This window comes from Aeromicrobium sp. CTD01-1L150, from assembly GCF_041951745.1.
Classification (GTDB): domain Bacteria; phylum Actinomycetota; class Actinomycetes; order Propionibacteriales; family Nocardioidaceae; genus Aeromicrobium.
Genome location: NZ_CP169555.1, coordinates 3188616 through 3214950 on the forward strand (window position 1 = coordinate 3188616; position 26335 = coordinate 3214950).

General features: G+C 70.0%; 27 protein-coding genes and 1 tRNA gene. 5 read left to right on the forward strand and 23 right to left on the reverse strand.

All coding sequences use genetic code 11. The annotated features are described in order from the left end of the window. Nucleotides 1-9 precede the first annotated feature (9 nt). The 6 genes from ACEVFP_RS15785 to rsmI form a co-directional block, all read right to left on the reverse strand. Entirely contained in the window at nt 10-918 is a 909-nt protein-coding gene (locus tag ACEVFP_RS15785) for a 4-(cytidine 5'-diphospho)-2-C-methyl-D-erythritol kinase (protein ID WP_375000396.1), read from the reverse strand. Between the two features lie 79 nt (nt 919-997). Beyond that, the gene (gene rsmA, locus ACEVFP_RS15790) at nt 998-1849 is read right to left on the reverse strand and encodes a 16S rRNA (adenine(1518)-N(6)/adenine(1519)-N(6))-dimethyltransferase RsmA (RefSeq protein ID WP_375000397.1); all 852 of its coding nucleotides are present in this window, start codon (nt 1847-1849) and stop codon (nt 998-1000) included. 145 nt (nt 1850-1994) lie between these two features. Continuing rightward, nucleotides 1995-3122: a transglycosylase family protein gene (locus tag ACEVFP_RS15795; protein ID WP_375000398.1), complete on the reverse strand. Its 1128-nt coding sequence runs from the start codon at nt 3120-3122 to the stop codon at nt 1995-1997. 96 nt (nt 3123-3218) lie between these two features. Beyond that, nucleotides 3219-4082 (reverse strand): TatD family hydrolase, encoded by an 864-nt coding sequence (locus ACEVFP_RS15800; protein ID WP_375000399.1) that lies wholly within the window; start codon nt 4080-4082, stop codon nt 3219-3221. Next, a complete protein-coding gene (gene metG / locus ACEVFP_RS15805; protein ID WP_375000400.1) occupies nt 4075-5682 on the reverse strand; it encodes a methionine--tRNA ligase in 1608 nt (535 codons plus the stop codon). The genes ACEVFP_RS15800 and metG overlap by 8 nt, the downstream gene beginning before the upstream one ends. A 234-nt stretch (nt 5683-5916) precedes the next feature. Beyond that, on the reverse strand, nt 5917-6744 hold the full coding sequence (gene rsmI / locus ACEVFP_RS15810) for a 16S rRNA (cytidine(1402)-2'-O)-methyltransferase (protein ID WP_375000401.1): 828 nt from the start codon (nt 6742-6744) through the stop codon (nt 5917-5919). Between the two features lie 273 nt (nt 6745-7017). Here rsmI and ACEVFP_RS15815 point away from each other — a divergent pair, with 273 nt between their 5' ends. Both ACEVFP_RS15815 and ACEVFP_RS15820 read left to right on the forward strand, forming a co-directional pair. After that, nucleotides 7018-7974 (forward strand): hypothetical protein, encoded by a 957-nt coding sequence (locus ACEVFP_RS15815; protein ID WP_375000402.1) that lies wholly within the window; start codon nt 7018-7020, stop codon nt 7972-7974. A gap of 140 nt (nt 7975-8114) precedes the next feature. Next, complete coding sequence (locus ACEVFP_RS15820; RefSeq protein WP_375000403.1) at nt 8115-9626, forward strand: dolichyl-phosphate-mannose--protein mannosyltransferase; 1512 nt, start codon at nt 8115-8117, stop codon at nt 9624-9626. Between the two features lie 3 nt (nt 9627-9629). Here the strand turns inward: ACEVFP_RS15820 and ACEVFP_RS15825 are convergent, their stop codons facing one another. The 11 genes from ACEVFP_RS15825 to ACEVFP_RS15875 all read right to left on the reverse strand — a co-directional run bounded on the left by ACEVFP_RS15825 (nt 9630) and on the right by ACEVFP_RS15875 (nt 18929). After that, the gene (locus tag ACEVFP_RS15825) at nt 9630-10256 is read right to left on the reverse strand and encodes a TetR family transcriptional regulator (RefSeq protein WP_375000404.1); all 627 of its coding nucleotides are present in this window, start codon (nt 10254-10256) and stop codon (nt 9630-9632) included. Between the two features lie 3 nt (nt 10257-10259). Further along, nucleotides 10260-11570: an NAD(P)/FAD-dependent oxidoreductase gene (locus ACEVFP_RS15830; protein WP_375000405.1), complete on the reverse strand. Its 1311-nt coding sequence runs from the start codon at nt 11568-11570 to the stop codon at nt 10260-10262. A gap of 4 nt (nt 11571-11574) precedes the next feature. Then, nucleotides 11575-11739 (reverse strand): rubredoxin, encoded by a 165-nt coding sequence (locus ACEVFP_RS15835; RefSeq protein ID WP_375000406.1) that lies wholly within the window; start codon nt 11737-11739, stop codon nt 11575-11577. Next, a complete protein-coding gene (locus ACEVFP_RS15840) occupies nt 11736-11996 on the reverse strand; it encodes a rubredoxin (protein WP_375000407.1) in 261 nt (86 codons plus the stop codon). Before ACEVFP_RS15840 ends, ACEVFP_RS15835 begins: the two co-directional genes overlap by 4 nt. Continuing rightward, nucleotides 11996-13207, reverse strand: a complete 1212-nt coding sequence (locus ACEVFP_RS15845) for an alkane 1-monooxygenase (RefSeq protein WP_375000408.1) — start codon at nt 13205-13207, stop codon at nt 11996-11998. The genes ACEVFP_RS15840 and ACEVFP_RS15845 overlap by 1 nt, the downstream gene beginning before the upstream one ends. A gap of 123 nt (nt 13208-13330) precedes the next feature. Further along, complete coding sequence (locus ACEVFP_RS15850; RefSeq protein WP_375000409.1) at nt 13331-14206, reverse strand: type II secretion system F family protein; 876 nt, start codon at nt 14204-14206, stop codon at nt 13331-13333. A gap of 1 nt (nt 14207) precedes the next feature. Further along, complete coding sequence (locus ACEVFP_RS15855; RefSeq protein ID WP_375003855.1) at nt 14208-15143, reverse strand: type II secretion system F family protein; 936 nt, start codon at nt 15141-15143, stop codon at nt 14208-14210. Nucleotides 15144-15148: 5 nt separating this feature from the next. Then, nucleotides 15149-16537, reverse strand: coding sequence for a CpaF family protein (locus ACEVFP_RS15860; RefSeq protein WP_375000410.1), 1389 nt, complete (start codon nt 16535-16537; stop codon nt 15149-15151). Then, nucleotides 16537-17745: a CpaE family protein gene (locus tag ACEVFP_RS15865; protein WP_375000411.1), complete on the reverse strand. Its 1209-nt coding sequence runs from the start codon at nt 17743-17745 to the stop codon at nt 16537-16539. The genes ACEVFP_RS15860 and ACEVFP_RS15865 overlap by 1 nt, the downstream gene beginning before the upstream one ends. A gap of 118 nt (nt 17746-17863) precedes the next feature. Then, entirely contained in the window at nt 17864-18547 is a 684-nt protein-coding gene (locus ACEVFP_RS15870; protein ID WP_375000412.1) for a Flp pilus assembly protein CpaB, read from the reverse strand. 187 nt (nt 18548-18734) lie between these two features. After that, on the reverse strand, nt 18735-18929 hold the full coding sequence (locus tag ACEVFP_RS15875) for a Flp family type IVb pilin (protein ID WP_375000413.1): 195 nt from the start codon (nt 18927-18929) through the stop codon (nt 18735-18737). 317 nt (nt 18930-19246) lie between these two features. Here ACEVFP_RS15875 and ACEVFP_RS15880 point away from each other — a divergent pair, with 317 nt between their 5' ends. The 3 genes from ACEVFP_RS15880 (at nt 19247) to ACEVFP_RS15890 (ending at nt 21712) form a co-directional block, all read left to right on the forward strand. After that, nucleotides 19247-19864 (forward strand): RNA polymerase sigma factor, encoded by a 618-nt coding sequence (locus tag ACEVFP_RS15880; RefSeq protein WP_375000414.1) that lies wholly within the window; start codon nt 19247-19249, stop codon nt 19862-19864. Further along, a complete protein-coding gene (locus ACEVFP_RS15885) occupies nt 19861-20886 on the forward strand; it encodes a DUF4349 domain-containing protein (protein ID WP_375000415.1) in 1026 nt (341 codons plus the stop codon). Before ACEVFP_RS15880 ends, ACEVFP_RS15885 begins: the two co-directional genes overlap by 4 nt. 220 nt (nt 20887-21106) lie before the next feature. Next, the gene (locus ACEVFP_RS15890; RefSeq protein ID WP_375000416.1) at nt 21107-21712 is read left to right on the forward strand and encodes a vitamin K epoxide reductase family protein; all 606 of its coding nucleotides are present in this window, start codon (nt 21107-21109) and stop codon (nt 21710-21712) included. 158 nt (nt 21713-21870) lie between these two features. Here the strand turns inward: ACEVFP_RS15890 and ACEVFP_RS15895 are convergent. From ACEVFP_RS15895 to glp, 6 genes are all read right to left on the reverse strand, one after another. Further along, nucleotides 21871-21943, reverse strand: a tRNA-Ala gene (locus tag ACEVFP_RS15895). Nucleotides 21944-21991: 48 nt separating this feature from the next. Further along, nucleotides 21992-23002, reverse strand: coding sequence for a hypothetical protein (locus ACEVFP_RS15900; RefSeq protein ID WP_375000417.1), 1011 nt, complete (start codon nt 23000-23002; stop codon nt 21992-21994). A gap of 81 nt (nt 23003-23083) precedes the next feature. Continuing rightward, nucleotides 23084-23635, reverse strand: coding sequence for a GNAT family N-acetyltransferase (locus ACEVFP_RS15905; protein ID WP_375000418.1), 552 nt, complete (start codon nt 23633-23635; stop codon nt 23084-23086). A gap of 38 nt (nt 23636-23673) precedes the next feature. After that, nucleotides 23674-24243: a molybdenum cofactor biosynthesis protein B gene (locus ACEVFP_RS15910; protein WP_375000419.1), complete on the reverse strand. Its 570-nt coding sequence runs from the start codon at nt 24241-24243 to the stop codon at nt 23674-23676. Next, on the reverse strand, nt 24240-24830 hold the full coding sequence (gene moaC, locus ACEVFP_RS15915; RefSeq protein ID WP_375000420.1) for a cyclic pyranopterin monophosphate synthase MoaC: 591 nt from the start codon (nt 24828-24830) through the stop codon (nt 24240-24242). Before moaC ends, ACEVFP_RS15910 begins: the two co-directional genes overlap by 4 nt. Nucleotide 24831: 1 nt before the next feature. Then, the gene (gene glp, locus ACEVFP_RS15920) at nt 24832-26334 is read right to left on the reverse strand and encodes a gephyrin-like molybdotransferase Glp (RefSeq protein ID WP_375000421.1); all 1503 of its coding nucleotides are present in this window, start codon (nt 26332-26334) and stop codon (nt 24832-24834) included. Between the last annotated feature and the right edge of the window lies 1 nt (nt 26335).

Genomic DNA, 26335 nt, shown 5'->3' on the forward strand with positions numbered 1-26335 from the left:
CAGACACGTCTAGACGAACCGGACGCCGGGAACGGGGCCCCGCGCCTGGACGACGTCGGCGCAGGCGCCGGCACCTGCCAGGGCGATGGCGATGTCGAGGCTGTGCTCCTCGTCCTGCGCGAGGAACAGGCACGTGGGCCCGGAACCGGAGATGATCGCGCCCAGCGCCTCGGCCTCGCGCCCGAGGTTCAGGGTGGACTGCAGCTCGGGGCGCAGGGAGAGTGCCGCCTCGGTGAGGTCGTTGCTCAGGGCCAGGCCGAGCAGCTCGGCGTCGCCGGAGCGCAGGGCACCGAGCAGCGTGTCGGAGATCTCCGGGTCGGCGACCTCGCGGCCCTCGGTGAGCCGGTCGAACTCGGCGTAGACCGATGCGGTGGACAGTCCCTGCTCGGCCACGGCCAGCACCCAGTGGTAGCTGCCGCGCGCCAGCACCGGGCTGACCGTCTCGCCCCTGCCGCCACCGATCGCGTTGCCGCCGTGTAGCAGGAAGGGGACGTCGCTGCCCAGCTCGGCGGCCAAGGGCTCCAGATCGTGGCGGGACAGGCCGGTCCCCCAGATCTCGTTGCAGGCCACCAAGGTGGCAGCGGCGTCGGCCGAGCCGCCGGCCAGGCCGCCGGCCACTGGGATCACCTTGCGGATGGCGACCTCGGCGCCAGCCTCGACACCGGTCTCCTCACGCAGCAGCGCGGCCGCCTGCAGGGCGAGGTTGTCCATGCCCTCGGGGACGTCGGCGCGCTCCTCCTCGGTGGCATGGGTGACGACCGACAGCGTGCCGGTCTCGTCCAGGCTGGCGCGGATCTCATCATGCAGGTCGAGCGCCTGGTAGACCGTGGCCAGTGGGTGGAAGCCGTCGTCGCGCACCGGACCGACGCCCAGGCACAGGTTGATCTTGGCCGGGACACGGACGGTGGCTGAAGTCACCCGCCCAACCTATCCATCACCGGATCAGCCTGCGGACGGCACCGTGCGGTGTGGGGTCCTCGGCACTCGCGCGAGAGGCTCAGGGCAGCTCGGCGCCAATGCGGGTGAAGCCCGCGACCGTCAGCTGCTCCCCCCGCGTCCGGGGGTCGACGCCTGCCGAACGCAGCAGCTGCTCCGCAGCGGCCGAGGATCCCACCAGGGGTGACAACGCCGAGCGCAGCATCTTGCGCCGCTGGGCGAAGGCCGCGTCCACCACGGAGAACGTACGGCGACGCAGGTCCTCATCGCCAGGCTGCTCGCGGCGGTGTAGCGAGACCAGGGCGGAGTCGACGTTGGGTGCCGGCCAGAAGACCGACCGCCCGATCGTGCCGGCAAGCGTGACGTCGGCGTACCAGCCGGCTTTCACGCTGGGGACGCCGTAGGTCCGCGATCCCGGGCCGGCTGCCAGACGGTGCGCCACCTCGGCCTGCACCATGACCAGCACCCTGCGCAGGCTCGGGAAGTGCTCCAGGAAGCTCAGCAGGACCGGCACGGAGACGTTGTAGGGCAGGTTGGCCACCAGGGCCGTCGGCTCGGGACCGGGAAGGGCCGTGACGTGCAGGGCGTCGGCGTGCACGAGGTCGAGGCGGTCGGCGAGCCCGGGGGCGTGCTCGGCGACGGTGCGTGGCAGGCGGTCGGCGAGGACGCCGTCGACCTCGACGGCGACGACGCGGCGGGCCGTCTCCAGCAGTGCGAGGGTCAGCGATCCCAGACCGGGCCCGATCTCGACCACGATGTCGTCGGCCCCGAGTCCTGATGTTCGCACGATGCGCCGCACCGTGTTGGCGTCGACGACGAAGTTCTGTCCTCGCTGCTTGGTGGGACGTAGACCGATCTCGTCGGCGATGCGCCGCACCTCGTTGGCACCCAGCAGGCGCACCGGTTCATTCACGCGCCCATCCTGCCCGAGGTGCCGCTCACCTCAGGGACGTGGTGCGTCCGCGACAGCCCCGAGACCGCCACCACTGGCGAGCTCAGACCACCCACCACACGGCCGGGCCCCGGCGGGGGTCCCGGGCCGTGGGCGGGAGATCAACTCAGCGCAGGCCGAGCTGGGACGCGCAGGAGGGCCACTGGCCCCAGCCGGACTGCTGCTGCAGCTTCTTGGCGTACTTGATCTGCACCTCGCGGCTGTTCTCGTGCGGCAAGCCGGGGCCACCCATGGAGGACCAGGTCTGGGCACTGAACTGCACGCCGCCGTAGTAGCCGTTGCCGGTGTTGGCCTGCCAGTTGCCGCCGGACTCGCACTGGGCGAGGCGGTCCCACACGCTGCCGTCCTCGACGCTCGGGGCGTCCTCGTCCTCGTTCTCGGCGGGTCCGGTGCCGCTGGCGACGATGCGCTTCTCGGCCTTCTGGATGTTCTCGCTGGTGAGGACGAGCCGGTTGGTGACCTTGCCGTTGGTCTTGGTGAGCAGGACGGTCTCCTTGGTGATGCTGGGCTTACCCTCCTTGAGGACCTTGGTCTCACCCTCGGGCAGCTCGTCGTCCTCGCGCTTCTCGACGGGGGCCTTCTTCTCCACCTCCTCGACGTCGTGCTCCATCTCGATGCGATTGACCTCGATGGTCTGTCCCTCGGTGACCCAGGCGTTCTGGCCGCCGGCGACCCGGTCGTTGGCGTCGAGCTCGACGCCGGCCTCCTCGAGGACCTCAGCAGCGGTGGGGGCGGCCGTGGTGAGCTTCTTCTTCTCCTTGCCGACCTTGACCACGAGCTCCTTGGGGTGGCTGACGACGACGGCGTCGTTGCCATCCTCCAGGAGGGTGTCGTCGTCGCCGGAGACCCAGGCGTCGTCGCCGGGCTGGATGTCCATGGCGTCGAGGGCCTCGCCGACGGTGGCGGCAGGGACGGTCTCCTGCGTGACCTCACCGTCGACGGCGAAGGTGAGCTTCTTGTCGTAGCGAACCTCGATCGTGTCGCCGTCGGCGACCTGCTCGGTGGGCTTGGCATTGACCTTGTCGGCTTCGTCGAGGTCGACGTCACGCGACTTCAGGACCGAGGAGACCGAGGCACCGAACGTGCGCACGTCCTCGGTCTCGCCGTCCACGTCGACGGTCACGGTCTTGCTGAACGCTCCGTAGGCGGCAACGCCGCCGGCGAGAACCATGAGCACCGCCAGGTTGAGGGCGATGACGAGTCTCTTGCTGATGCGACCCGGTGCGTCGGTCATGACTGGATTGGACGAATGACGGGGGTGGTGCACAGAAGACCTCACGGTCGGGGACAGGGACAACCGATTCACCATGATGCCAGTCCTCAGGTCAGGTCAAGCGGCCTTGGCCCAGGGTCCCCCGAAGGCCCGGTCGGTGTTCTCGTCGATGGCACGGCACAGATGATCAAGGGAAATCCCTGAAAAATCAGCGATGAATCGCACTGTGTGGGGCACGAGGAAGGACGCGTTGGGCTTGCCTCGGTGGGGCATCGGTGTGAGGAAGGGCGCATCGGTCTCCACGAGGATGCGGTCCACCGGTGTGGTAGCCAGCGCCTCACGGAGCGGCTCGGCGTTCTTGAACGTGACCGTGCCGGCGAAGGAGAGGAACGCTCCGCGGGCCAGGCACTCCCGGGCGAAGTCGGCGTCGCCGGAGAAGCAATGCAGGACGGTGCGCTCCGGGACGCCCTCGTCGTCGAGGATCCTGAGGACGTCGTCGTGGGCGTCACGGTCGTGGATGACGAGGGTGCGGTCGTGGCGGTGTGCCATGCGCACGTGCTCCCGGAAGCTGTGGTGCTGGGCATCGCGGCCGTCGGCGCCGGTGCGGAAGTAGTCGAGACCGGTCTCCCCCACCGCGCGCACGTTCGGGTCCTGCGCGAGCCGGTCGATCTCTGCGATGGCGTCCTCGAGCGTGCCGTCGGCGGACAGTCGGGGGGCTTCGTTGGGGTGCAGTGCCACGGCGGCCACGATCGAGGCGTGCTCAGTGGACGTCTGGACCGCCCATCGCGACCCCTCGACGTCGCAGCCCACCTGCACGATGCGCGGCACCCCGACGGCGGCGGCCCGGGCGATGGCGTCCTCGACGTCGATCAGCAGGCCGCCCTTGATCCTGTGGTCCAGGTGGCAGTGGTTGTCGACGACCGGCGACGGCAGCGGGGCGGGCGCCTCGGGCCAGGGCCAGCCCACGGCTCCCTCAGGCATCCTCGTCCTCGATGCGCGGGAACAGGCTCGGCACCTTGGTGATGGTCGATCCCGGGGCCAGCTGCCCCCAGGTGGCGACGTCGTCGATGCGCTGGTCCGCGAGCGGACCGAGGGTCGGCTCCGCCCCGAGAGAGTCCCACAGGGACGCACAGGCCTTGGGCATGACGGGGTTGAGCAGCACCGCGAGGACACGCAGACCCTCGGCGGCGGTGTTGAGGATCGTGGCGAGACGTTCGCTCGCACTGTCGGCGGCCTGCGGCCCCGCACCCCCGCCGGTATTGACCTCCTTGGCCACCAGCCAGGGCGCCTGGTCGGTGAGGTAGCCGTTGAGGTCGTCGACGATGCGCCACACCTGCGTCAGGGCGTCCTGCGGGGCGATGCGCTCGATGGCCTCGTCGGCGGCCCGCGACGCCTCGGCGACGGTGGCCTGCAGCTCGGTCTCGGCGGCGCTGGGAGCCCCGGCAGCGGGTAGCTCGCCACCGAAGTACTTGCCGATCATGCCTGCGACGCGGGAGGCGAGGTTGCCGAAGCCGTTGGCGAGCTCGGCGTGGTAGCGGGCCCGAATGTCCTCCCACGAGATCGAGCCGTCGGCGCCGAAGGTGAGGGCGCGGGAGAAGTAGTAGCGGTAGGCGTCGGAGCCGAAGACGTCGACCAGCTCGTCGGGCCGGATGCCGTTGGCCTTGCTCTTGCTCATCTTCTGCCCGCCGACAAGCAGCCAACCGTGGGCGAAGACCCGGTGCGGGACAGGACGGCCGGCCGCCATGAGCATCGCCGGCCAGATGACGGCGTGGAAGCGGGCGATGTCCTTGCCGACGATGTGGACGTCGGCCGGCCACAGCCGGTCGAACCGCTCGTCGTCGACGCCGTACCCGGCGGCGGTGACGTAGTTGAGCAGCGCCTCGATCCAGACGTACATGACGTGCGAGGTGTCCCACGGCACGGGGACGCCCCAGTCGAACGTCGAGCGGCTGATGGAGAGGTCCTTGAGTCCGCGCTCGACGAAGGAGATGATCTCGTTGCGGGCGGAGGCGGGCTGGATGAAGTCGGGGTTCTCGCGGTAGAGCTGCAGCAGCTGGTCGGCGTACTTGCTCAGCGGGAAGAAGTAGTTCTCCTCGGTGACCCACTCCAGGCGGGACCCGTCGAGCGCGGAGACCTTGTGGCCCTCGTCGTCGTCCTCGCCGTCGGCGACGTCGTCATCACCCACGAACTCCTCCGACCCCACGGAGTACCAGCCGGAGAAGGAGCCCTTGTAGACCTCGCCGCGCTCGTAGAGGTCGCGCCAGAAGGCCTGGGACCCGAGGGTGTGACGTTCCTCCGTGGTGCGGATGAAGTCGTCGTTGGCGATGTCCAGCGTGTCCAGCACGGGAAGCCACTCGGACTCCACGAGACGGTCGGTCCACTCCTTGGGCGAGACGCCGTTCTGCTCGGCCCGACGCAGCACCTTCTGGCCGTGCTCGTCGGTGCCCGTCAGGTACCAGACGTCCTCGCCGCGCTGCCGGTGCCAGCGGGTGAGCACGTCACCCATGACCGTCGTGTAGCCGTGGCCGATGTGCGGCGCGTCGTTGACGTAGAAGATCGGCGTGGTGACGTAGTAGGACACACCCCGATCCTAGTGATCGTCTCCGAGCCCTGATCGGTGCCTGCGCAACCGAAAGGCCGGGGTGCGCCGGATCGGTGCCTGTGCAACCGAAAGCGGCGTTATTGGGTTGCTCAGACACCGATCACCGGGCAGTGCCCAGATCGGTGTCGTAACAACCTTTCACCCGGCACGTCCTCGATCGGTGCCGCAGCAACCGAATAGCGTTCCATTCGGTTGCTGCGGCACCGATCCGGTTCAGGAGTGGGCGGCGTCGTAGACGACGCGTTTGCGGATCCCGGTGCGTTCGACGACGCGGGCGATGGCGTCCTTGCGGCTCAGCCCCTCCGCCTCGGCGTCGCGGACCAGCGAGCGTAGGGCGTCGGGGCCGAGGTCGGCGACGCGTTCGGGCGCACCGGAGACGACAAGGGTGACCTCTCCGCGCACGCCGTGCTCCTGGGCGTCGACCCACTCCACCAAGGCGCCCAGCCGGTCACGCACGACCTCCTCGTGGGTCTTGGTGAGCTCGCGGCACAGCGCGGCCGGACGGTCAGGCCCCAGGGTCTCAGCCATCGCGGCGAGGGTGGCCCGGGTGCGGTGCGGCGACTCGAAGAAGACCATGGTGCGACGTTCGTCCGCCAGTGCCGTCAGCACCCGGTGGCGCTCGCCCTGCTTGCGTGGGGCGAACCCCTCGAAGCTGAACCGGTCCACCGGCAGACCGGAGAGCGCGAGGGCGGTGAGCACGGCGGAGGGCCCGGGCACCGCGGTGACGTCGACGCCGGCCGCCAGCGCGGCGTCGACCAGCCGGTAGCCGGGGTCGGAGACGCTGGGCATCCCCGCATCGGTGACGAGCAGGACGGTGCTGCCGGCCTCGAGCATCTCCACGAGCTCCGGAGTGCGGCCGCGCTCATTGCCCTCGAAGTAGGAGACGACGCGTCCACGCACCTGCACACCGAGGTCGTCGGCGAGCCGCTTGAGCCGGCGGGTGTCCTCCGCGGCCACGACGTCGACGTCCGCCAACAGCTCCCGCAGCCGGGGCGAGGCGTCGTCCGGGCGACCGATCGGGGTTCCGGCGAGGATGAGCACGCCCCCATGCTCCCACCCGGCCCTGCCCGCTGATCGGTGCCTGAGCAACCGAAAGTCAGCAGCGAGTCCGGATCGGTGCGTGAGTCACCGAATGGAGCGCGATTCGGTTGCTGTGGCACCGATCGGGGGCGCGCCGGCCGTTTGGGTTGCTCAAGCACCGATCACAGGGCACCGTGGCACCGTCGTCCACAGGTCGGCATCGCCGGCACACGGCGTCCACAGCTCCGCGGGCCTCCCCTGCCCAACGGTGGTTTCCTCCGGTGCGATGGAGGTATGCGCACTCCTCGCCCTGTTCCCGACGAGCTCTCCGTCGGACCGTTCCATCGTCACCGCGCCCTGGAGCTCGGCGTCTCCTCCCGCATGCTTCAGCACCCGCGATTCGTGCAGATCTTCCCGTCGGTGTACCGACTCGAGACCACCGACATGACCCCACGCGACTGGGTCCGTGCAGCTGAGCTGACGCTGCCCGACGACGCTAAGGTCAGTCACCTCACCCGCTTCGTCGGGCTCGGACTGCAGTACGGCGACCTGTTCCCACTCCACTTCACCATCGGTCGGGACCATCATCTGCCAGCGTTGCAGGACATCTTCCTGCATCGCACCGTCCGCATGCCCCGACACAGCGAACACGGAGTGAGCATCGTCGCAGCCTTTATCGGCGCCGCATCACTGCTGCGACTGATCGATGCCGTCAAGATCGGCGACTGGCTGCTCCATCGTGGCCATCTCACGCTCGAGCGGCTCATTCGCGTCGTGGAGCTCGAGCACTGGCGACCGGGGACCGAGACGGCCAAACGGGCCATGCTCCTGTTCGATCGCGACTCCCGGAGTCTCCAGGAGTCCGAGGTGCGCTGCCTGATGGTCGCCGCCGGGTTGCCGTGCCCTGAGTCGAACGTCGACCTGTACGACGAGAACGGCACCTTCCTGGGATGCGGAGACCTGGTCTACCGCTGGCTGCGCCTGGTCATTGAGTACGAAGGACGGCACCACGCGCTCGACACCGCACAGTTCCAGCGCGACATCCATCGTTACGCGAGGCTCCGGCACGATGACATCGGGTACGTCCAGGTCACATCGGCGATGACCCGTTCTCCGCACACCCTCGTCCACACCATCCACCGCGCCATGGTCGAACGCGGATACGAAGGCCCGCCGCCTCGGTTCGGCATCGCGTGGCAGCGACTGTTTGCCGAGCCGCTTCCGTGGCGGCACCTCCACCGCCCCGCCTGACCAGTCAGGGGTGGTTCGCGCTCCCTTCATCGGTGCCTGAGCAACCCAAAGACGACGCTTTGGGTTGCTCAGGCACCGATCCGGACCGGGCGGGCCGTTCGGTTGCTCAGGCACCGATCAGGGGGTGGCAGGATGACCCTGTGAGGGACAGGCGCGTCTGGGGGTGGCTCGCGCCCACGGGTGTGGCGGTGCTGGCCCTGGTCCTGCGGCTGTGGAACCTCGCGCATCCCGGGCGGCTGGTCTTCGACGAGACGTACTACGCCAAGGACGCGTGGTCCCTGCTCGGCTTCGGTTACGTGCGCGAGTACACCGACCGCGCCAACGAGCGGATCGAGGACGGCGTCCTCACCCGACTCACCCGCGAGGACCCAGCACAGATCGCCCATCCTGACGCCGGCAAGTGGCTCATCGCCCTCGGCGAGCAGGTCTTCGGGATGAACGCCTTCGGCTGGCGGGTCAGCGCTGCGGTCATCGGGGCGCTCACGGTGCTCGTCCTCGCACGCCTCGTGCTGCGCATGACCGGCTCGATCCTCCTCGGCACCCTCGCGGCGCTGCTGCTGACCTTCGACGGTCTGCACTTCGTCATGTCCCGCACCGCCCTGCTCGACGTGTTCCTTGCCTTCTGGGTGGTGTGCGCAGTCGCCTGCCTCGTCGCCGACCACGACTGGATGCAGGCCCGGATCGCCCGGCTCCGACCCCTGCGGCCGTGGCAGCTCGCCGCCGGCGTCTGCTTCGGCCTGGCCTGCGGCACCAAGTGGAACGGCCTGTACGTCCTGGCCGCCTTCGGGCTCAGCGTCGTCGCATGGGAGGTCCTGGCACGGTGGCAGGTGCGTCGGGCCACCGGCGTCGGACGTGGCGCCCTCACCACGACAGCACTGGTGGCACTGCCCGCCTTCGCGTCCCTCGTGCTGGTGGCGCTCGTGGTCTACGTCCTCACGTGGGCGGGGTTCCTGTGGCACCACGACCTGTACGCCCAGCGGTTCGGTGCCGGCGACCCGCCGTGGGGATCGTGGGTCCACCACCCGTCGTCAGGGGCGTTCGGCGGCGCCCTCGACGCACTCCGCACCCTGTGGCACTACCACCTGCTGACGTGGGACTTCCACACCGGCGACTACCTCGCCGACGCGACGCACCCCTACTCCTCCCACCCGTGGGGCTGGCTCGTCCTGGAGCGCCCGGTCGCCTTCGACGCCGTCAACGACATTCCCGCCGAGCGGTGCGGCGCGCCACCGGACTCCTCGTGCATCCGGGAGGTCCTCGCCCTCGGGAACCCGGCCGTGTGGTGGACCGGTGTCCTGGCGCTCCTGGCCGCCCCGGCCCTGTGGCTGCGCAGCCGCGACTGGCGGTGGAGCGTGCCGCTGGTGGCCGTCGCGGCGTCGTGGCTGCCGTGGTTCGTCGGCACGGGCCGGCCGATCTTCCAGTTCTACGCCGTCGCCATCGTGCCGTTCACGATCGTGGCGATCTGCCTGGTCATCAACCACTTCGCCCGCCACGTCACCACCGTCCGCGGCCGGTACGCGACGTGGGCAGGCGCCGGCATCCTGCTCGTGACGACGGTGACGCTGTTCTGCTGGTTCCACCCCGTGCTCACCGGTGACCTCATGACGCGAGAGGCCTGGGAGTCGCGCATGTGGCTCCCGACCTGGATCTGAGCCTCAGCCCTTCCCGGCGAGCGCCAGCCGGAGAAACCAGGCGATGTCGTCCGCGGCTTCGGCCGGCGGCTTGGACGGCCGGGTGATGCACGACAGCACGAGCCGGACGACGACCTCCACCGCGACGTCCAGCTCGTCGTCGGCAAGCGGCAGGGGCGAGAAGTGGTCGACGAGCGACTGCTTGACCACCGCGGAGGACGCGGCGACGATCTCGCCGGACTCGGTGGTGAGGATCGCCAGGAGGTCACCGTCCTGCTCGCCCGTGCCGTCGACCCGCACCGAGGTGACGATGGTGCGCACCAGCAGGCTCTGCTCACCCAGCTCCAGGACACCCTGGCAGGCTGCGCGGACACCGGCGACGAGATCGGCCTCGGCCGCCATGCGCGAGCGCACGACCTCCAGGAAGCGGTCCAGCTCGCGCAGGGCGAGCGCCTGGGCGAGCGTGTGCTTGGTGCCGAGCTCGTTGTGCACGGTCTGACGGCTCACCCCGACCAGCTCCGCGATGCGCGACATCGTGACCTTCGACCAGCCCTGCGTCTCGACCAGGTGCTGCGCGGCGTCGAGCAGACGGTCGCGGGTGGTCGGCACGGCGTCGCGGTACGTGGGGACGGGGTTCTCCAGGGCCGTCATGGCTCAGCCTCCCACCGAGACCAGCGCATCTGCGAGGTCGGCTTCGTCGTCGGCGAGCACCGCGACGTCAGGTCGCGCGCCCTCGGCGATCCACGAGCGGGCGGTCCTGACCTCCCTGGGCCGACCCACCGTGACCGCACCGCGCAGCACCCCCTCGGCAAGGAAGAACGCGGTGAAGTCCCGCGCGTTCAGGGATCCCCGGACGACGACCTCGTGCTGCGCCGACGGCCAGCCGGTGACCTGCAGGGTGAGCCCGTACTGGTCGGACCAGCACCACGGAACCTCGTGGAAACCAGTCGCCTGACCGGCCACCGCCTTGCCCACAGCTGTCCCGTGGTTCTGGGCGTTCTGCCAGTGCTCCACCCGGTGCAGCCCGCCGAGGACGTCGTTGGGCATCCGCGCGACGTCGCCGGCGGCCCAGACGTCGGGCGCGCTGGTGTGGCCGACCTCGTCGACGACGATGCCGCCCCCGTCGGCCGCGGAGGCGACGTCCAGCCCGGCGGCCTGCGCCAGCTCGACCCCGGGCTCCTGCCCGATGGCCAGCACGACGCTCGTCCCGCTCCAGGTGCGTCCGTCCTCGGCACGCACGGTCACGCCGCCCGGGCTCTGTTCCGACCCCGGCCCGGCACCCCCGCCGGGCCGAGGCTCATCGCGGATCTCGGTGATCGTGACCCCGGTGTGCAGCTCGGTGCCGTGGTCCAGGTGCAGGTCGACGCACCACTGCCCCAGGACGGGCGGGAGGACGTGTGGCATCGGCCGGTCCGCGGCCTCGAGCACCGTCACCTCGGCGCCGGCGGCGCGGGCGTTGGCGGCGATCTCGGAGCCGATGAGCCCGGCACCGACGACGAGCACGTGCGACTCGGGCCGTAGGTCGGCCGCCAGGGCGTCGGCGTCGGCGAGGTCGCGCAGCGTGCGCACTCGGGTCGCAGTGTCCTCACCCCCGTGGGCGGCGAGGGACAGCGGGCGGGCCCGGCCGCCGGTGGCCAGCACGAGCGAGTCGTAGCCCAGCTCCTCGCCGTCGGCCAGCGTCACCGTGTGCGCCGCAGTGTCGATGGCGCTCACGGTGGTGCCGGTGCGCAGGGTGATCTGCTGCGCGTCGTACCACTCGGCCTTCTTGATCCGGATGTCGTCGCCGCCCTTGTCGCCACGGACGATCTCCTTGGAGACGGGTGGGCGACGGTACGGGAGCTCGTCCTCGGCACCGAGGAGGATGATCTCGCCGGTGAACCCGGCGGTCCGGGCGCCGGCGGCTGCGCTGACCCCGGCGATGCCGGCGCCGACGACGACGAGGCGGCCCTCGGTCGGATCAGTCACCGGATCAGACCTCGACCATCGTGAAGTCGGCCTTGGCGGCACCGCAGTCGGGGCAGGTCCAGTCATCGGGGATGTCCTCCCACTTGGTGCCGGGAGGGAATCCCTCCTCCTCCCAGCCCTGCGCCTCGTCGTAGATGAATCCGCACTGCTGGCACTCCCACGTCTTCACTGCTGCTTCCCCTCCTGCAGATCCTTCTCCCGCGCCCAGGCGGCTCGGGTCTCCGCGCTGATGATGTTGCCGTCCTGGTCGTTGCCGACGAACTGCTCGATGGGCAGGAAGTCCACCTGCTCACGAACGCCGCAGTCCGGGCAGGTCCAGTCCGGGTCGATGTCCTCGAACGGGGTCCCGGCGGGCCAGCCCTCGCGGGGGTCTCCCTTGTCCTCGTCGTAGACGTACTCGCAGTTGGGGCAGATCCACTCGGCCATCAGGCGGCTCCCTCCACGTCGACCTCACCTGCACCGTACTTCTCCAGGTACTTCTTGGCGGTGCGTGGATGCAGGTTCGCTCGCGTGACGTCGCCGTCGTAGTGCGACAGCACGCGCTCGTCCATCACCTTGCGCCAGATCTGCGGCACCCACGTGGCGACGATCATCCCGGCGTACCCGGTCGGAAGGACCGGCGCCTCCTTGAAGTCCCGCAACGCCTGGTAACGACGCGTCGGGTTGGCATGGTGGTCGCTGTGTCGCTGCAGGTGGTAGAGCAGGACGTTGGTCCCGATGTTGTTGCTGTTCCACGAGTGTGACGGGTTGACCCGCTCGTAGCGGCCGGACTCCAGCTTCTGGCGCTTCATGCCGTAGTGCTCGAGGTAGTTGACGCTCTCCAGCAGCCAGATGCCGATCACGGCCTGCAGCACCAGGTAGGGGAAGATCTCCCAGCCGAAGGCGAGCATGAGCGCGCCCCACAGCACGAAGGAGAATGCCCAGGCGTTGATGAGGTCGTTCTTGAGGGTGAACGGCGACTTCTTCTGCCGGGCGAACCGCTTGGCCTCCAGGCCCCAGGCGCTCTTGAGGCTTCCCCACATGGTCCGTGGCATGAACTCCCAGACCGTCTCGCCGATCCGGCTGCTGGCGGGGTCCTCCGGGGTGGCGACGCGCACATGGTGTCCGCGGTTGTGCTCGATGAAGAAGTGGCCGTAGAAGGTCTGGGCGAGCGCGATGCGGGCGAACCAGCGCTCGTGCTCCTCCTTCTTGTGGCCGAGCTCGTGGGCGGTGTTGATGCCGATGCCGGCGACGATGCCGAGACCGGTGGCCAGTCCGATCTTCTCCACCACGCCGAGCGACTCCGGGATGCCGGGCAGGGTGCCTCCACCCAGCAGGTAGGCGCCCCAGATGAAGCCGCCGATCTGCGCGGGGATGAACGCGTACGTCACCCAGCGGTAGAAGCGGTCCTCCTCGAGCGCCTCGATGAGCTCATCGGGCGGGTTGTTGGGATCGAGCCCGGCGAGCGCGTCGGCGATCGGGACGATGACGAACAGGAAGAACGGGCCGAAGTACCACCACGCCGTCCATCCGGTGGCGGCGTACGCCCCCCAGATGCCCAACGGGATCAACGGGATGATCGCCCCCATGATCCACAGGTAGCGCTTCTTGTCGGTCCACTCGACGACCTGGCCGTCGACGTTTGCCTGGATGGTCATGCTTCCTCCTGCTGGTCGGTGCGGGGTTCCGACATCGCTTGACACCAAGGTAGTGAATGTCAAGTGATTTGACAAGACTCCGACTAGTGTCAAGCAGACGTGAGCAGGGTGGGGATGCGCCTTTCAGTTGATGGCGTAGGCGTAGACCACGGCCGGGCCCAGCACGATGGCGAACAGGACCGGGAAGATGCACGTCATCAGCGGGATCAGGATCTTCACCGGCACCTGCTGCGCCCTGGCCTCGGCCCGCAGCCGACGCCCCAGCCTCATCTCCTTGGCCTGGCCACGCACCACGGAGGCGATCGAGACCCCGAACTCCTCCGCCTGCAGGATGGCCCGGCAGAAGCCCCGCAGCTCATCGACCGACGTCCGTTCGGCCAGCGCCGTGTAGGCCTCCTTGCGACCCATGCCCAGGCTCATGTCCTGCATGAGCCGCACGAACTCCTCGGCGAGCGGCCCCGCGCCCGCCTCGGCGGCACGGGCCAGCGCCGCCTCGAACCCCACGCCGGCCTCGAGCGAGATGACGATCTGGTCGAGCAGGTCCGGCAGCGCCTGCTGGATCTCGCTCTGACGCTTGATGGCGTGGTTGTAGATGATCAGGTCCGGCGCGAAGTAGCCGAGCGCGATCACCGCGAAGCCGAACAGGGTGATGAACAGGTGATCGGTGCGACTGATGACCACGCTGGCGAAGAGCACCCCCAGGACAGCACCGAGCGGCTTGGCCAGCACGATGCGCTCGCGCGTCCAGCCCTCGGGATGGCCGGCCAGCACCATGTTGCGCTCGAGTCGCTTGAGCATGGCGCGAGGAGTGAACCGCTCCCACAGGTCCGCCCGCGTCTGGTCGACGCGCACCACACCGCGCACCGACTCGGCCTCACCCACGTCGGCGTACGCCCGGACCCGCTTGCGCACCGAAGAGCCGCCGATGTTCACCACCCCGACAGCGACGAGCACCAGCAGGAAGGCCGCGGCAAGCAGCAACAGACCGACGAGCGCCATGTCAGAACTCGATCCGCACGATGGATCGCATCCAGAAGCCGCCGAGGACGTAGAGCACCGCGCTGCCGAGCAGGATGACCTTGCCGATCCCCGAGTCGATGAAGACCGACATCCGGTCGGCAGCCACGAAGGAGTAGTAGACGCCGATGCCCACCGGCAGGAACATCAGGATGTAGGCGGACAGCCGACCCTCGGCCGACAGAGCCATCACCTGCATCCGGATGTGCTGGCGTTCGCGGATGGTCTCGGCCACCTGGTCGAGGATCTCGTTGAGGTTGCCCCCGGTCTCGCGCTGCGTCTCGATCGCCTGGGCGATCCAGCCGAAGTCCATCGAGCGCATCCGCACGGCGACGTGCCCCATCGCCTCCACCAGGTCGCGTCCGATGCGGTACTCGTTGACGACGCGGCTCAGCTCTTCCGACATCGGGGTGTCGGCGTCACGAGAGGCGGCGTCCATGGCCTTGGGCAGGCTGTGCCCAGCCCGCAGTGAGGCGGCCATCATCCCCAGCAGCGCAGCGAGCTGACCCGCGAACCTCTTGCGTCGCCGGGCGAGCAGGACCTGCACCACGACCTTGGCGACCACGGGCGCCAGAGCCGCGAGGAACAGGCCGAACAGCCAGTGCTGGCCCAGCAGCAGCATGAGCAGGAAAGTCGCAAGAGCCGCGGCGTTGACGACCACGACCACGAAGGCGGCCGAGCGCTTGACCCCGGCAAGCTCCAGCTCATCGGCGCCGAAGGGACGCCAGCGGCCGCGGCTCAGGAGCCGGTCGACGCTGTGCATGGCCGAGTCCACGGCCCGCCCGAGTGCCGGCCTGGACGTGATCCCCGCGTACTGGTCCACCCGCTGGCGGGAGACGCGGCCGGCCGGCACACCGGCGATCGCCACGTACAGCAGTCCCGCAGCCCCGAGGATGAGTATCGCGCCGAGGAGCAGCATGGCGTTCACCGGCTCATGCCCTGGCGCACCAGGTTGTCGAGGTTGAACGTGATGCCGTGGTCGGCGAAGCGCTCGCTGAAGCGCGGCCGGATGCCGGTGGGCACGGCACAGCCCCGGAACCGGCCGTGCTCGTCCACGCCGGCGGAGTAGTCGAAGGTGAAGATGTCCTGCAGGACGACGGTGTCGCCCTCCAGGCCCATCACCTCGGTGACGTTGACGATGCGCCGGGTCCCGTCGCGCAGCCGGGCGATCTGCACGATGACGTCCACGGCGCTCGCGGCCTGCTCCCGGATGGCCCGCAACGGCAGGTCCATGCCGGCCATGAGCACGAGGGTCTCCAGCCTGGACATGCAGTCCCGCGGCGAGTTGGCGTGCAGCGTGCTGATCGAGCCGTCGTGGCCGGTGTTCATGGCCTGCAGCATGTCCAGGGCCTCACCTCCGCGGCACTCACCGACGACGATGCGGTCCGGGCGCATGCGAAGCGAGTTGCGCACGAGGTCGCGGATGGTGACCTCGCCGCTGCCCTCGATGTTGGGCGGCCGGGACTCCATGCGCACGACATGCGGCTGCTGCAGGTTGAGCTCGACGGCGTCCTCGATGGTGACGATGCGCTCGTGGGTGGGGATGAAGCGGCTCAGCACGTTGAGCATCGTCGTCTTGCCGGTGCCGGTGCCGCCGCTGACCAGGATGTTGAGCCGGGCCTGGACGCAGGCGTCGAGCAGGTTGGCCATCTGGTCGGTCATCGTGCCGAACCCGATCAGGTCGGTCACCGTGAAGGGCCGCTTGCTGAACTTGCGGATGGTCAGCGAGGAGCCGTCGACGGCCAGCGGCGGGATCACGGCGTTGACGCGCGAGCCGTCGGCCAGGCGAGCGTCGACGAGCGGGGAAGACTCGTCGACGCGGCGGCCGATGCGGTTGACGATCCTGTCGATGACGCGACGCAGGTGCTCCTCGGAGGTGAAGCGGGCCGGGGACACCGAGAGCCGTCCACGACGCTCGACGTAGACCTGGTCGTAGCGGTTGACCATGATCTCGGTGACGTCGTCGTCCTCGAGCATCCGCTCGATCGGCCCCAGGCCCAGCGCGTCGGCCTCGAGGTCACGCAGCAGACGGCGACGCTCCTCCGCCGACAGCAACATCTGCTGGTCGCCGTCGATGACCTCCGCGAGCTCCTCGCGCACGAACCCGTGCAGCTGGTCCTCGGTGAGGCCCGGATCGTTGATGCGCGAGCCGACGCGGGCGAACAGCGCCTCCGTGGCCCGCGCCTTCATCTGTGCGTAGGCATCACCCAACGCGCCGTCGGGATCGACGGCGTCCAGCTCCTCGGTCTGCGGCAAGGAGCCGAGCGCACTGGCCTCACGGGCACTGGCCAGACGGTCGCCGAGCGAGCCCATCACGCCACCTCGAGCCGCTTGTGCCCCTGCTTGCCATCGGCGGCCCGGGCCCGGTCGTCGACCCTCTGGGCGAGCGCCCGGACGGTCTTGACGAACTGGCCGGACTTGTTGCTCACCATGATGGGCACGCCCTTGTTGGCGCCCACCGGCACCTCCTTGGCGCGCGGCAGGACGAAGTCCACCGGCACGCCGAGCATCGACTCGACGTCCTTGACCCGTAGTCCGGAGTGCTTGTCGGCGAAGTTGAGCACGACGTGCCGCGACGCCGGCAGGAGACCCAGCTCGCCGACCAGCTCCAGGGCCTTGCGGACGCCCCGCAGGCAGGCGATGTCCATGGTGGAGACCATCACCACGTCGTCGGCCTCCTCCAGGGCCCCGAGCGTCGCCTCGTCCAGTCCGCCGGCGGTGTCCACCACCACGTAGCGGAACTGCTGCTTGAGCTGGCGCACGAGCGAGGCCACCTGCGCTGACGTGACCCGCTCGTTGGCCGCTGGCGAGTCCGCCCCGCAGAGCACGAAGAACCCGGCAGGGTGGACCGTCAGGTAGGTCTTGAGCAGCAGGTTGTCCTGGCTGCCGGACTCGAAGGCCTCGTCCAGCGTGTGGGCCGGGGCGAGATCGAGCACGGTGGCGACGTCGCCGAACTGCAGGTCGAGGTCGACGAGCACGACCTCCATGGGCGACTGACGTGCGAGCGCCACCGAGAGGTTCGTGGCGATGCTGGTCTTGCCCACACCGCCCTTGGGTGAGAGCACCACAAGCCCCCGCGAGGTGAAGTCCACCGAGGCACCGGACGCCTGCTGCCCCGGACCACGCTCGGCCGGCGCCTGACGGGCCGACGCGTCGCGCTGGGCCAGGCGGTCCCGCAGCCCGGCCAGCAGTGCCGGGTCGTCCACGCCGGCGGCGACGTCGCGGAACCCGGCCCGCATGGCCTCCAGCATGATCTCCTTCTCGGTGGCCGCCACGAGGACGATGTCGACGTCGGGCCGCAACGTGCTGACCTCGCGACCGAGGGCCATCGCGGTCTCCAGCGGCACGGCGGAGGTGATGATCATGGCGTCGGGGAAGACCGCCGGATCGAGTCCGCGCAGGAAGGCCGACGGGTCGTCCTGCACCGCCTCGGCACCCATCGAGATGGTCTGGTGCCCGATGAACCCCTGGAGACGGCGGGCAAGCTCCTCGTCGCCACCGACGACCAGCACGAGTCTCATGCGGACACGCCCTCAGACGGCCCACGGTAGGACCGTGCCCGCATGATGTGCCGTCGATCCACGCCCCCACGCTCTCCGTTGCGCTCCGGGCAGGGAGGTGACCCCAGCTGTCGCTCGATCATGGCGCCACGTCCTTGCTGGTGATGGTGCGTCCGCCGGACGTGTCGGTCTCGTCGTTCTGCTTGGTGAGCCAGACGGTGCCGAACTCCATGGCGTGGACGATCCGCTCGGCGTCCAGCGTCTCCACCGCGAACGTCACCTGGGTACCGTCTGCGCCCTCCTCCGCAGCGACCAACCCGGTGTTGACGCCCAGGACGAGCAGGTTGTTGATCGGGTTGGAGGTGACCTTGCTGTCGGGGTAGCTGGTGAAGACGCCCACCTCGTCACCCGGCGCGAGCGCACCGCCGACGATGCGGGCACCGGACAGCGGCACCGCGAGCTCCTGCATGCCCTCGGGAAGTGCGGCGTCGCCCTCGACCTCGTCGGCCTGGGCGAACTTGGCGGTGGTCAGCTGGTCGCCGGGCACGAGCACTCCGCGGGTGACCAGACCGTCGACCTCCGACAGGTCGGTGACGGCACCGTCGACCACGGCAGCCCGCGGCAGCTCGACGCTCTCCACGGAGCCGCTGAGCTCCGAGGCCGGGGTCTTGGCGGCCACCTCGGCGGTCACCTGGAGCACCGGGACCCGCTCGGTGCCCTCGAAGGCGCGGTCCTGCGCACCCTGCACGTAGACGAACAGCGCCAGAGCGCCCAGCAGGGCCAGCACGACGGCGCCGATGATCGCCAGGACTCTGGAGTTCACGAGACTTCTCCCTGTGTCGCGAAGCGGTGATGGGACGCCCCCGGCGGGACCGTGGTCCCACCGGGGGCGGACTTCCTCAGGCGTCGCCCGCCGGCTCCCTCCGCCGGCGGGCGACGATCAGGCGGTGCCTCCGGCCCGAGCCGGGGCGCCGTCCGTCGTCGCCCCGTCCGTCAGGACGGGGTGCCGATCACGGCAGCGCGTTGACGACGGTCTGGAAGCCTGTCCCGATCCGTGTGCCGAGCGTCGCGACGATGCCGACGATGACAGCGGCGATGAGGACGACGAGCAGCCCGTACTCGACGGCGGTGGCGCCCTTCTCATCACGCCGGGGCGCGGTGATCGCACCGGTGACGTACGAGTAGGCGAAGAGCAGCTTGTCCATGATGGTTCTCCCTGTGTGTCTTGCCCCCGCCCGACGGGCGGAGCTCCCGCCACAGAAGGTAGGCCGCGCGCCAGGACTGTCACACACAGTTACATCAGGTTGGTGCACAAATGACCCGAAAGGACCAGTAACTCCTCACCCTCCCAATCGTTGAACTCGCAACTTTCTGGTTCCGACGGGCCAGGGAAGGGCCGAAGCCACGAGCACCGTCGCCTCGATCATCGTCGCGGGAACGAAACACCCGGACGTGAGACGCTTCTGCGGTCAGCGACATGGACACCCGTGAAAGGACCTGACCACCGACCAGGAGGCAGCCTGTGGACGGCACTGCGCACGAGATCGTGTCCGGCTCTGGGGAGCACGCTGCTGACAGCACCCGCGAGGGGGCCGAGCCCGACGCGGTGCTCCACGAACGGGCCGCTGCCGGGGACCGCGGCGCCTTCTCCGAGCTCTACGACCGTCACGTGCGGCCGGTGTACTGGCAGGCCTATCGAGTCCTGCGCGACGGTGACCTCGCCGAGGAGGTCACCCAGGAGACGTTCCTGGTCGCCTGGCGCCGGGTGCGCACCATCCGCGTCGTGGACGACTCGGTACTGCCCTGGCTCCTGGTCACCGCGCGACAGACGGCGATGAACGCCCACCGCCGTTCACGCCGCCCTGACCACCGCACCGTGGAGCTCGACGACCAGACCGTCGCCAGACAGTCGGTGGAGGACGAGGTCTCTGACGCGCTCGTGCGCCAGGAGATCGAGAAGGCGGTGTCGACGCTGTCGGTCACCGACCAGCAGCTGTATGCGCTGTGCCTGGACGGCGACCACACCTACGCCCAAGCCGCCTCCTCGCTCGGCGTCAGTCACGCCAGCGTCCGCAACCGTGTCCACCGCCTGCGCACCCGGCTGCGCGCGGACCTGCGATCCATGAGGGAGATGTCATGACACTCACCGACGAGCGCATCACGCGCATGCGCGAGCACGTCCTGACCGGAGTCGACGCCGATGTCACCCGCCGGGGCCGGCGAGCTCGGCGAGTCCTGGGTGCCGGCGCTGCAGCCTGCTTCGTCGTGGTCATCGGCGGCCTGGGGTTGACTGCCCTCGTGGCCGGACTGCCGGGCGGGCCGATCGGCCCGAGCAGCAGCGGGGACAGCTCCACCGTCGAGACCGCACCTGACCCCGGGGCCGCCGAGCGCGACTCCAGCGGACTCAGCGGCTCCTCCGACGCTGCTGAGTCCGAGGGCGCAGGGTCCGAGGAATCTGGCTCCGACGGCCCCGACCTCACCACGCAGCCGCGGGCCGAGCAGGACGTCGTCGTCACCGGCACGATCGATGCCACCGTGGACCAGCCCCGCGAGGCGGCCGCCCAGCTGGCCACGTGGGTCTCCTCGCGCCAGGGCCGGGTGGACTCGCGCGCCGAGCGCGAGGACGGCGGACGGTCCTCGGCCCACCTGACCATCAGGGTGCCGCTGGGCGAGGTCGACGCAGCGCTCGCCGAGCTGGACGAGGTCGGCGACGTCACCCGGGTGGACGTCGACCGCGAGGACGTGGCCGCGCAGCGTCGAGACCTCGAGGCCCGTATCGAGTCGCTCGAGGTGTCGGTCAAGCGCCTGGAGGGAATCCTCGCCGAGGCCGACGACAGCGCGGACCTGCTGGCCACTGAGCGAGCCATCCAGGAGCGACAGGGCGAGCTGGAGTCGCTGCAGGGACAGAAGGAGGCGCTCGCCGACCAGGTCTCGCTCTCCACGCTCACCGTGAACCTGACACAGACCGACGGCACGGTGGAGGAACCCGAGGACGGCCGCGACGGCTTCCTGGAGGGTCTACGGTCCGGCTGGGACGCCCTGGTGACGACGTCGACGCACGTCGTCCGGGTCGCCGGCCTGCTGGTGCCCTGGCTCGGGGTCGCCGCCGTCGCCTATGGGTCCTGGCGCCTGGTGCGCCGCACCCGCTCGTCCCGGCAGTGACGGGACAGCCGTCGAGGTCGAGGACCGATGAGAACACCATGATCGCCGACACCCGACGACAATCCCTGACACCCAGACCGGTCTCCCCCGCCCAGCCCCACCGCGAACCGCCACATCACCCGCGAGCATCCAACACCGGCACGACCGCCACTACACCGTCAGGCGCACCTGAGCTCGAGTCGAGCGTTGCCCCGTGGAGCGCACGGATACAGTGGCCCGCGTGAACGACACGGTCGAGCAGCAGCCCTACGCGCCCTCGGCGAGGGAAGGCGTCCTCGTCACGGCTCTCGCCGCGATCGGCTTCGTCGCCTCGGTTCTGCTCACCAACGACAAGGTCAAGGCCCTGCAGGCCGAGGCAGACGGCGACGAGTTCACTGCGTCCTGCGACGTGAGCGCCTTCGTCAGCTGCTCAGGCGTCTTCAACACTGACCAGGCGGCGGTCTTCGGGATCCCCAACCCGCTCATCGGTATCGCCGGGTTCGCCGTGGTCATCACGCTCGGCGTCCTCGTGGCGGCACGCATCACCCTGCCCCGCTTCGTGTGGATCGGCCTGTTCGCCGGCTCGGTCTTCGGCATCGGCTTCGTGACCTGGCTGCAGTACCAGAGCCTGTACGAGATCGGGAAGCTCTGCCCCTACTGCATGGTCGTGTGGGCCGTCATGATTCCGCTGTTCGTCATCGTCGCCCGGGCACTCGGGCACACTGTGGCCCCCGACGCCGCCGTGACTCGCCTGCTGTCCCACTGGACGCTGCTCATCGTGCTGCTCTGGTACGTCGTGATTCTCGCGGCCATCTGGTTCCAGTTCGGCGAGACCCTCTGGGCCTGAGGCTCGACCGGATCGGCTCGGACCATCCGCGCGACGGTCCGTCATCTCAGAAACTCGGGGCGTCGACGGCCTCGCACACGGAGGTGGTGCGCGACCTGTGTCATCCGCCCTGACGCTGCCCGCTGCGGAAGAACCTGCGTAGCAGTCACTGACCTGGGTGGAGCATAGGAGATTCGAACTCCTGACCTCTTCGATGCGAACGAAGCGCGCTACCAACTGCGCCAATGCCCCAAGACTGAGGTTGAGATTACCACCGTGGCCGAGACGGCCTGCGGGTGGTCACTCGCCGGAGGCGCGGCGCGGCTCGCCCTGAGCGTCGTCCCCGCGGCCGGGGAGCTCGACGTCCTCGCCCTCGATGTGGCCGGACGTCCAGGCGCCCGGTGCGTCGAAGTCGATCGTGCGGACGGTGCGGCCGGCGCGAGGCTTGGTGACGTAGGTCGGGAGCGTGACGGGCAGCGGGTCCCAGACCGCCTCGCCGGAGGTGGCCAGCGACGGCACGGCGATGACCACCTGGTCGTCGAGGGCGTCCTCGGCGAGGGCGGCCGTCTCCATGACGTGCGGGCGCTCGGGCTCGATGTCGTCCAGCTGGACGATGACCGTGTCCTCCTCGTGCGCGGCCGTGCTTCGTGGGGTGGCACCGGCTCGCTGGCGTGAGCCGTACCGAAGCCGGGGACGGGGGATCCGGGGCACGCGGAGCCAGGCCGGCCGCTGACGGGGCCTGCGCGAGCGGGTGATCCCCCGCTCACCGCGCACCTGCACGCGGCAGGCCACCAGCCAGGCCGCGACCAGTGCGGCAGGGGCCGCCACCCACACGGGGTCGACGACCGAGAAGACGGCGAGCCCACCGACCACCAGCAGAGCGGTGAGCAGGGTGAGCAGGGTGCGCCGACGTCGCTTGGCGGCCAGGGCGGCGGCACGCCGAGAGGATGGAGAGCGCGCAGGCTTCTCGATGCGGGACAAGGCGTCGCGGTCGAGCGCCTGCACGGCCTCCGGCCCGGAAGCGGATGCGGCGGCCTGCACACGGGGGGCGGCCGCGGGATCCTGGGTCACGTCGTCCACCTCGGGGTCGGCGTTCTCCTCGGGCGCAGTGCGCTTCTCCGGTGCTGCACCGCCCCCGGGAGCAGGGGCATCGTCATGCTGCTTGCTCGCGATGACGCGGCTGAGCGGGCTGAGCGACTCCAGCGAGGAGGAGGTGGAGGCGTCGTCGTAGCGGCGCAGGACGAGCGGCACGAAGTACGCCGCCCAGACCGCGACGACGAACGCCACGATCAGTCCATTGGCTCCGCCCATGGGAGAAACGGTAGGCGGCCGGGTCGCTCCAAGCGCGCAGGCAGGGCCGTGTGTCGCTGATGATTGTGTGACTGGTGTGACTCAGGAGGTTGCTGTCAAGCGATCCAGCAACCGGCCGGGCGGAGTGTCCGCGAGCTCCTGGAAGATGCGGTGGTCGCGCCACTGTCCGGCGATGTGCAGGTACCCCCGGGCCAACCCGACCTCCTGCAGGCCCAGCTTGGCGACGATCCGCAGGCTGGAGACATTCTCCGGACGCACCGAGATCTCGATACGGTGCAGCCCGACGACGTCGAGCAGGTGATCGCCGACGAGTGCCACGGCCACGGGAGTGATCCCCCGCCCGGCATGACTGGAGGCGATCCAGTAGCCGATGCTCGCCCACTGGGCCGAGCCACCCGTGATGCCGTTGACGGTGACCTGCCCGATCATCCGTCCGCCCTCGTCGATGACGAACGGCAACGCCGTTCCCTGACGCGCCCGACGCCTCATCGTGCGGATCATCGTCGAGTACGACGTGGACGGGAACCCCGCTCCGGGCGGCAGTGTGGCCTCCCACGGGGCCAGCCAGCCCGCATCCTCCTGCCGCAGCCGCTGCCACTGTCCGGCATCGGAGCGTCGCAGGGGCCGGACCACGACGTCGCCGTGGCGCAACGTCGCCGGCCAGCCGCGGGTCAGCTCGCACCTCCCCGGCGGGGGTGCCGGGCCGGGGGCGGCGGATCAGCAGAGTGATCGAGGCCGCGCAGCTGCTCGACGGCGTGCGGGACGATGCCGGCCAGCACCTCGATGCCGTCCTTGACCCCGCCGCGCGAGCCCGGGAGGTTGACCACCAGTGTGCGGCCGGCGACACCTGCCAGCCCACGGGACAACGCGGCCGTAGGCACCCCCTTGGCCACCCCTGCCGCCCGCAGCGCCTCGGCCACACCGGGCAGCTCGCGCTCCAGCAGCCCCCTGGTCACGTCGGGCGTGCGATCGGTGGGGCTGATGCCCGTGCCGCCCGTGGTGAGCACGACGTCAACACCGTCCACGACGGCCGCGGCGATCGCCTCCCCCACGGGCCCACCGTCCGGCACGACGACCGGATCACCGGTCCGCAGGCCCCAAGATCGCAGGGCGTCCACGAGCAACGGTCCAGTGGTGTCGTCGTAGACGCCACGTGCCGCACGGTTGGAGGCGACGACCACCGCGCCACGGCCCTCGGGCCCTTCCTGCGCGATCTCCCCCTCCGCGGCGCCCTCGTTCACCCGATGCTCCAGTCCCCGCTGCGACCACCGGACTTGGCCACCACCTCGACGTCGGCGATCCGGGCGCGCTTGTCGACCGCCTTGACCATGTCGATGACCGTCAACGCGGCCACACTGACCGCCGTCAGAGCCTCCATCTCCACTCCCGTGCGATCGGTGGTGCGCACCTGGGCGGTGATCACCACGGCGTCGTCAGCGACCTCGAGGTCCACGCTCACACCGCTGATCGCCAACGGATGGCACAGCGGCACGAGATCCGGCGTCCGCTTGGCAGCCATGATCCCGGCCACCCGCGCCACCCCCAGGGCATCACCCTTGGGCACACCGTCGCCACGCAGCAAGGACACCACGTCGGCAGAGACCTCCACCCGGCCCCGTGCCGTCGCCGAACGATCAGTGACCTGCTTGCCCCCGACGTCGACCATGCGCGCGGCACCGGACTCATCGACATGAGTGAGGCTGTGCCGGTCCGCCGCCCCCGGCCCGGCACCCCCGCCGTGCTGGTCTGCCGCCCCCGGCCCGGCACCCCCGCCGTGCTGGTCTGCCGCCCCCGGCCCGGCACCCCCGCCGGGATCGTCGCTGGTCATCTCAGAACGGCCGGTCGAGCACGAGCGTGCGCACGGTGTCGCCCAGGTTCAGGGCGGTCTCGTCCTCGCCGACGATGATGAGCGCGTTGGACTCCACCAGTGAGCCCAGCAGGTGTGAGCCGGGCCCGCCCACCGGCGTGACCTTGGCGCCCTTGTGCGTCACCTCGAAGTAGCCACGCACGTACTGGCGCTTGCCCGACGGCGAGGCCAGGTCCGCCGCCAGCACCGCGTGCACCATGGGACGCCGGTAAGGCACCAGGCCCATGAGGCGTCGGATCGCCGGCAGCACGAAGACCTCGAACGACACGTACGCCGAGACGGGGTTGCCCGGCAGCGTGATGATCGGCGTCTGCTCGTCCATCACCCGGCCGAAGCCCTGGGGACGGCCCGGCTGCATGGCGACCTTGGGGAAGGAGACCGTCCCGAGCGCGGACAGCGTCTGCTTGACGACGTCCTTCTCACCCTCGCTGATGCCGCCGCTGGTGACCACCAGGTCGGCTCGCACGAGCTGCTCGCCCAGGACTCGCCGGAACTGGCGGGGGTCGTCGCCCACGACGCCCACCCGGTAGGCGATCGCGCCGGCGGCCCGCACGGCCGCGGCGATCATGTAGCTGTTGCCGTCATTGATGGAGTCGTGGTCGAGGTGGTCGCCGGGGTCACGCAGCTCCGCACCCGTGGAGACCACCACGACACGGGGACGCGGACGGGCCTTGACGCGAGCCGAGCCGAGCGAGGCCAGCAGCGCCACCTCGCGTGGCCCGATGACCGTACCGGCGGGAATCACGGCATCGCCTGCGGTGACGTCCTCGCCGCGACGCCGCACGTGCGCACCGGAGCTGAGCGCGGCCCGCACCGAGACCCGGGCGTTGCCCCGATCGGTCTGCTCGAACGGCACGACGGTGTCCGCCCCGCGAGGCATCGCCGCACCGGTCATGATCTTGACCGCCGTGCCCGCGGAGATCGCGAACGGCTTGCCGGAGCCGGCGTTCACCTCACCGACCACGGGCAGGGAGACCGGGTCGGCCTCGCTGGCCTCGGCGATGTCCTGGGCCCGCAGCGCATACCCGTCCATGGCGGAGTTGTCGAAGCGCGGCAGGTCCGCGGGTGCGACGAAGTCCTCGTGCAACGGCAGACCGGTGGCCTCGACGACGGGCTGGTCGTAGGGCGCGAGAGGGCCGACGCCACGCAGGATGGTCTCCAGGTGGTCCTCGACGGTCAGCACGCCGTCCGGAATGCTCTCGGGGCGCGGCCGGGGCCGGGGCCCGCCCGGCTGCGGCGCCGACTGTGACCCGGCGCTCGTCACCTGGGAACCCGTGGCAGGACCCGGGTCCGCGTCGACGGCGGACCCGTCGGCGTTGCCGGCTGTCCTGCCGTCCGAGGTGTCAGCAGGCGACGTCTCGGCAGACGTGTCGGCGCTCTGGTCGCCGTCCCCCTCCGCGGGGGTCTCGGGCCCGGAGGACCCGGCCATGGCCGACCCCTCGGTCTCCGGCGTGTCGGACGACATG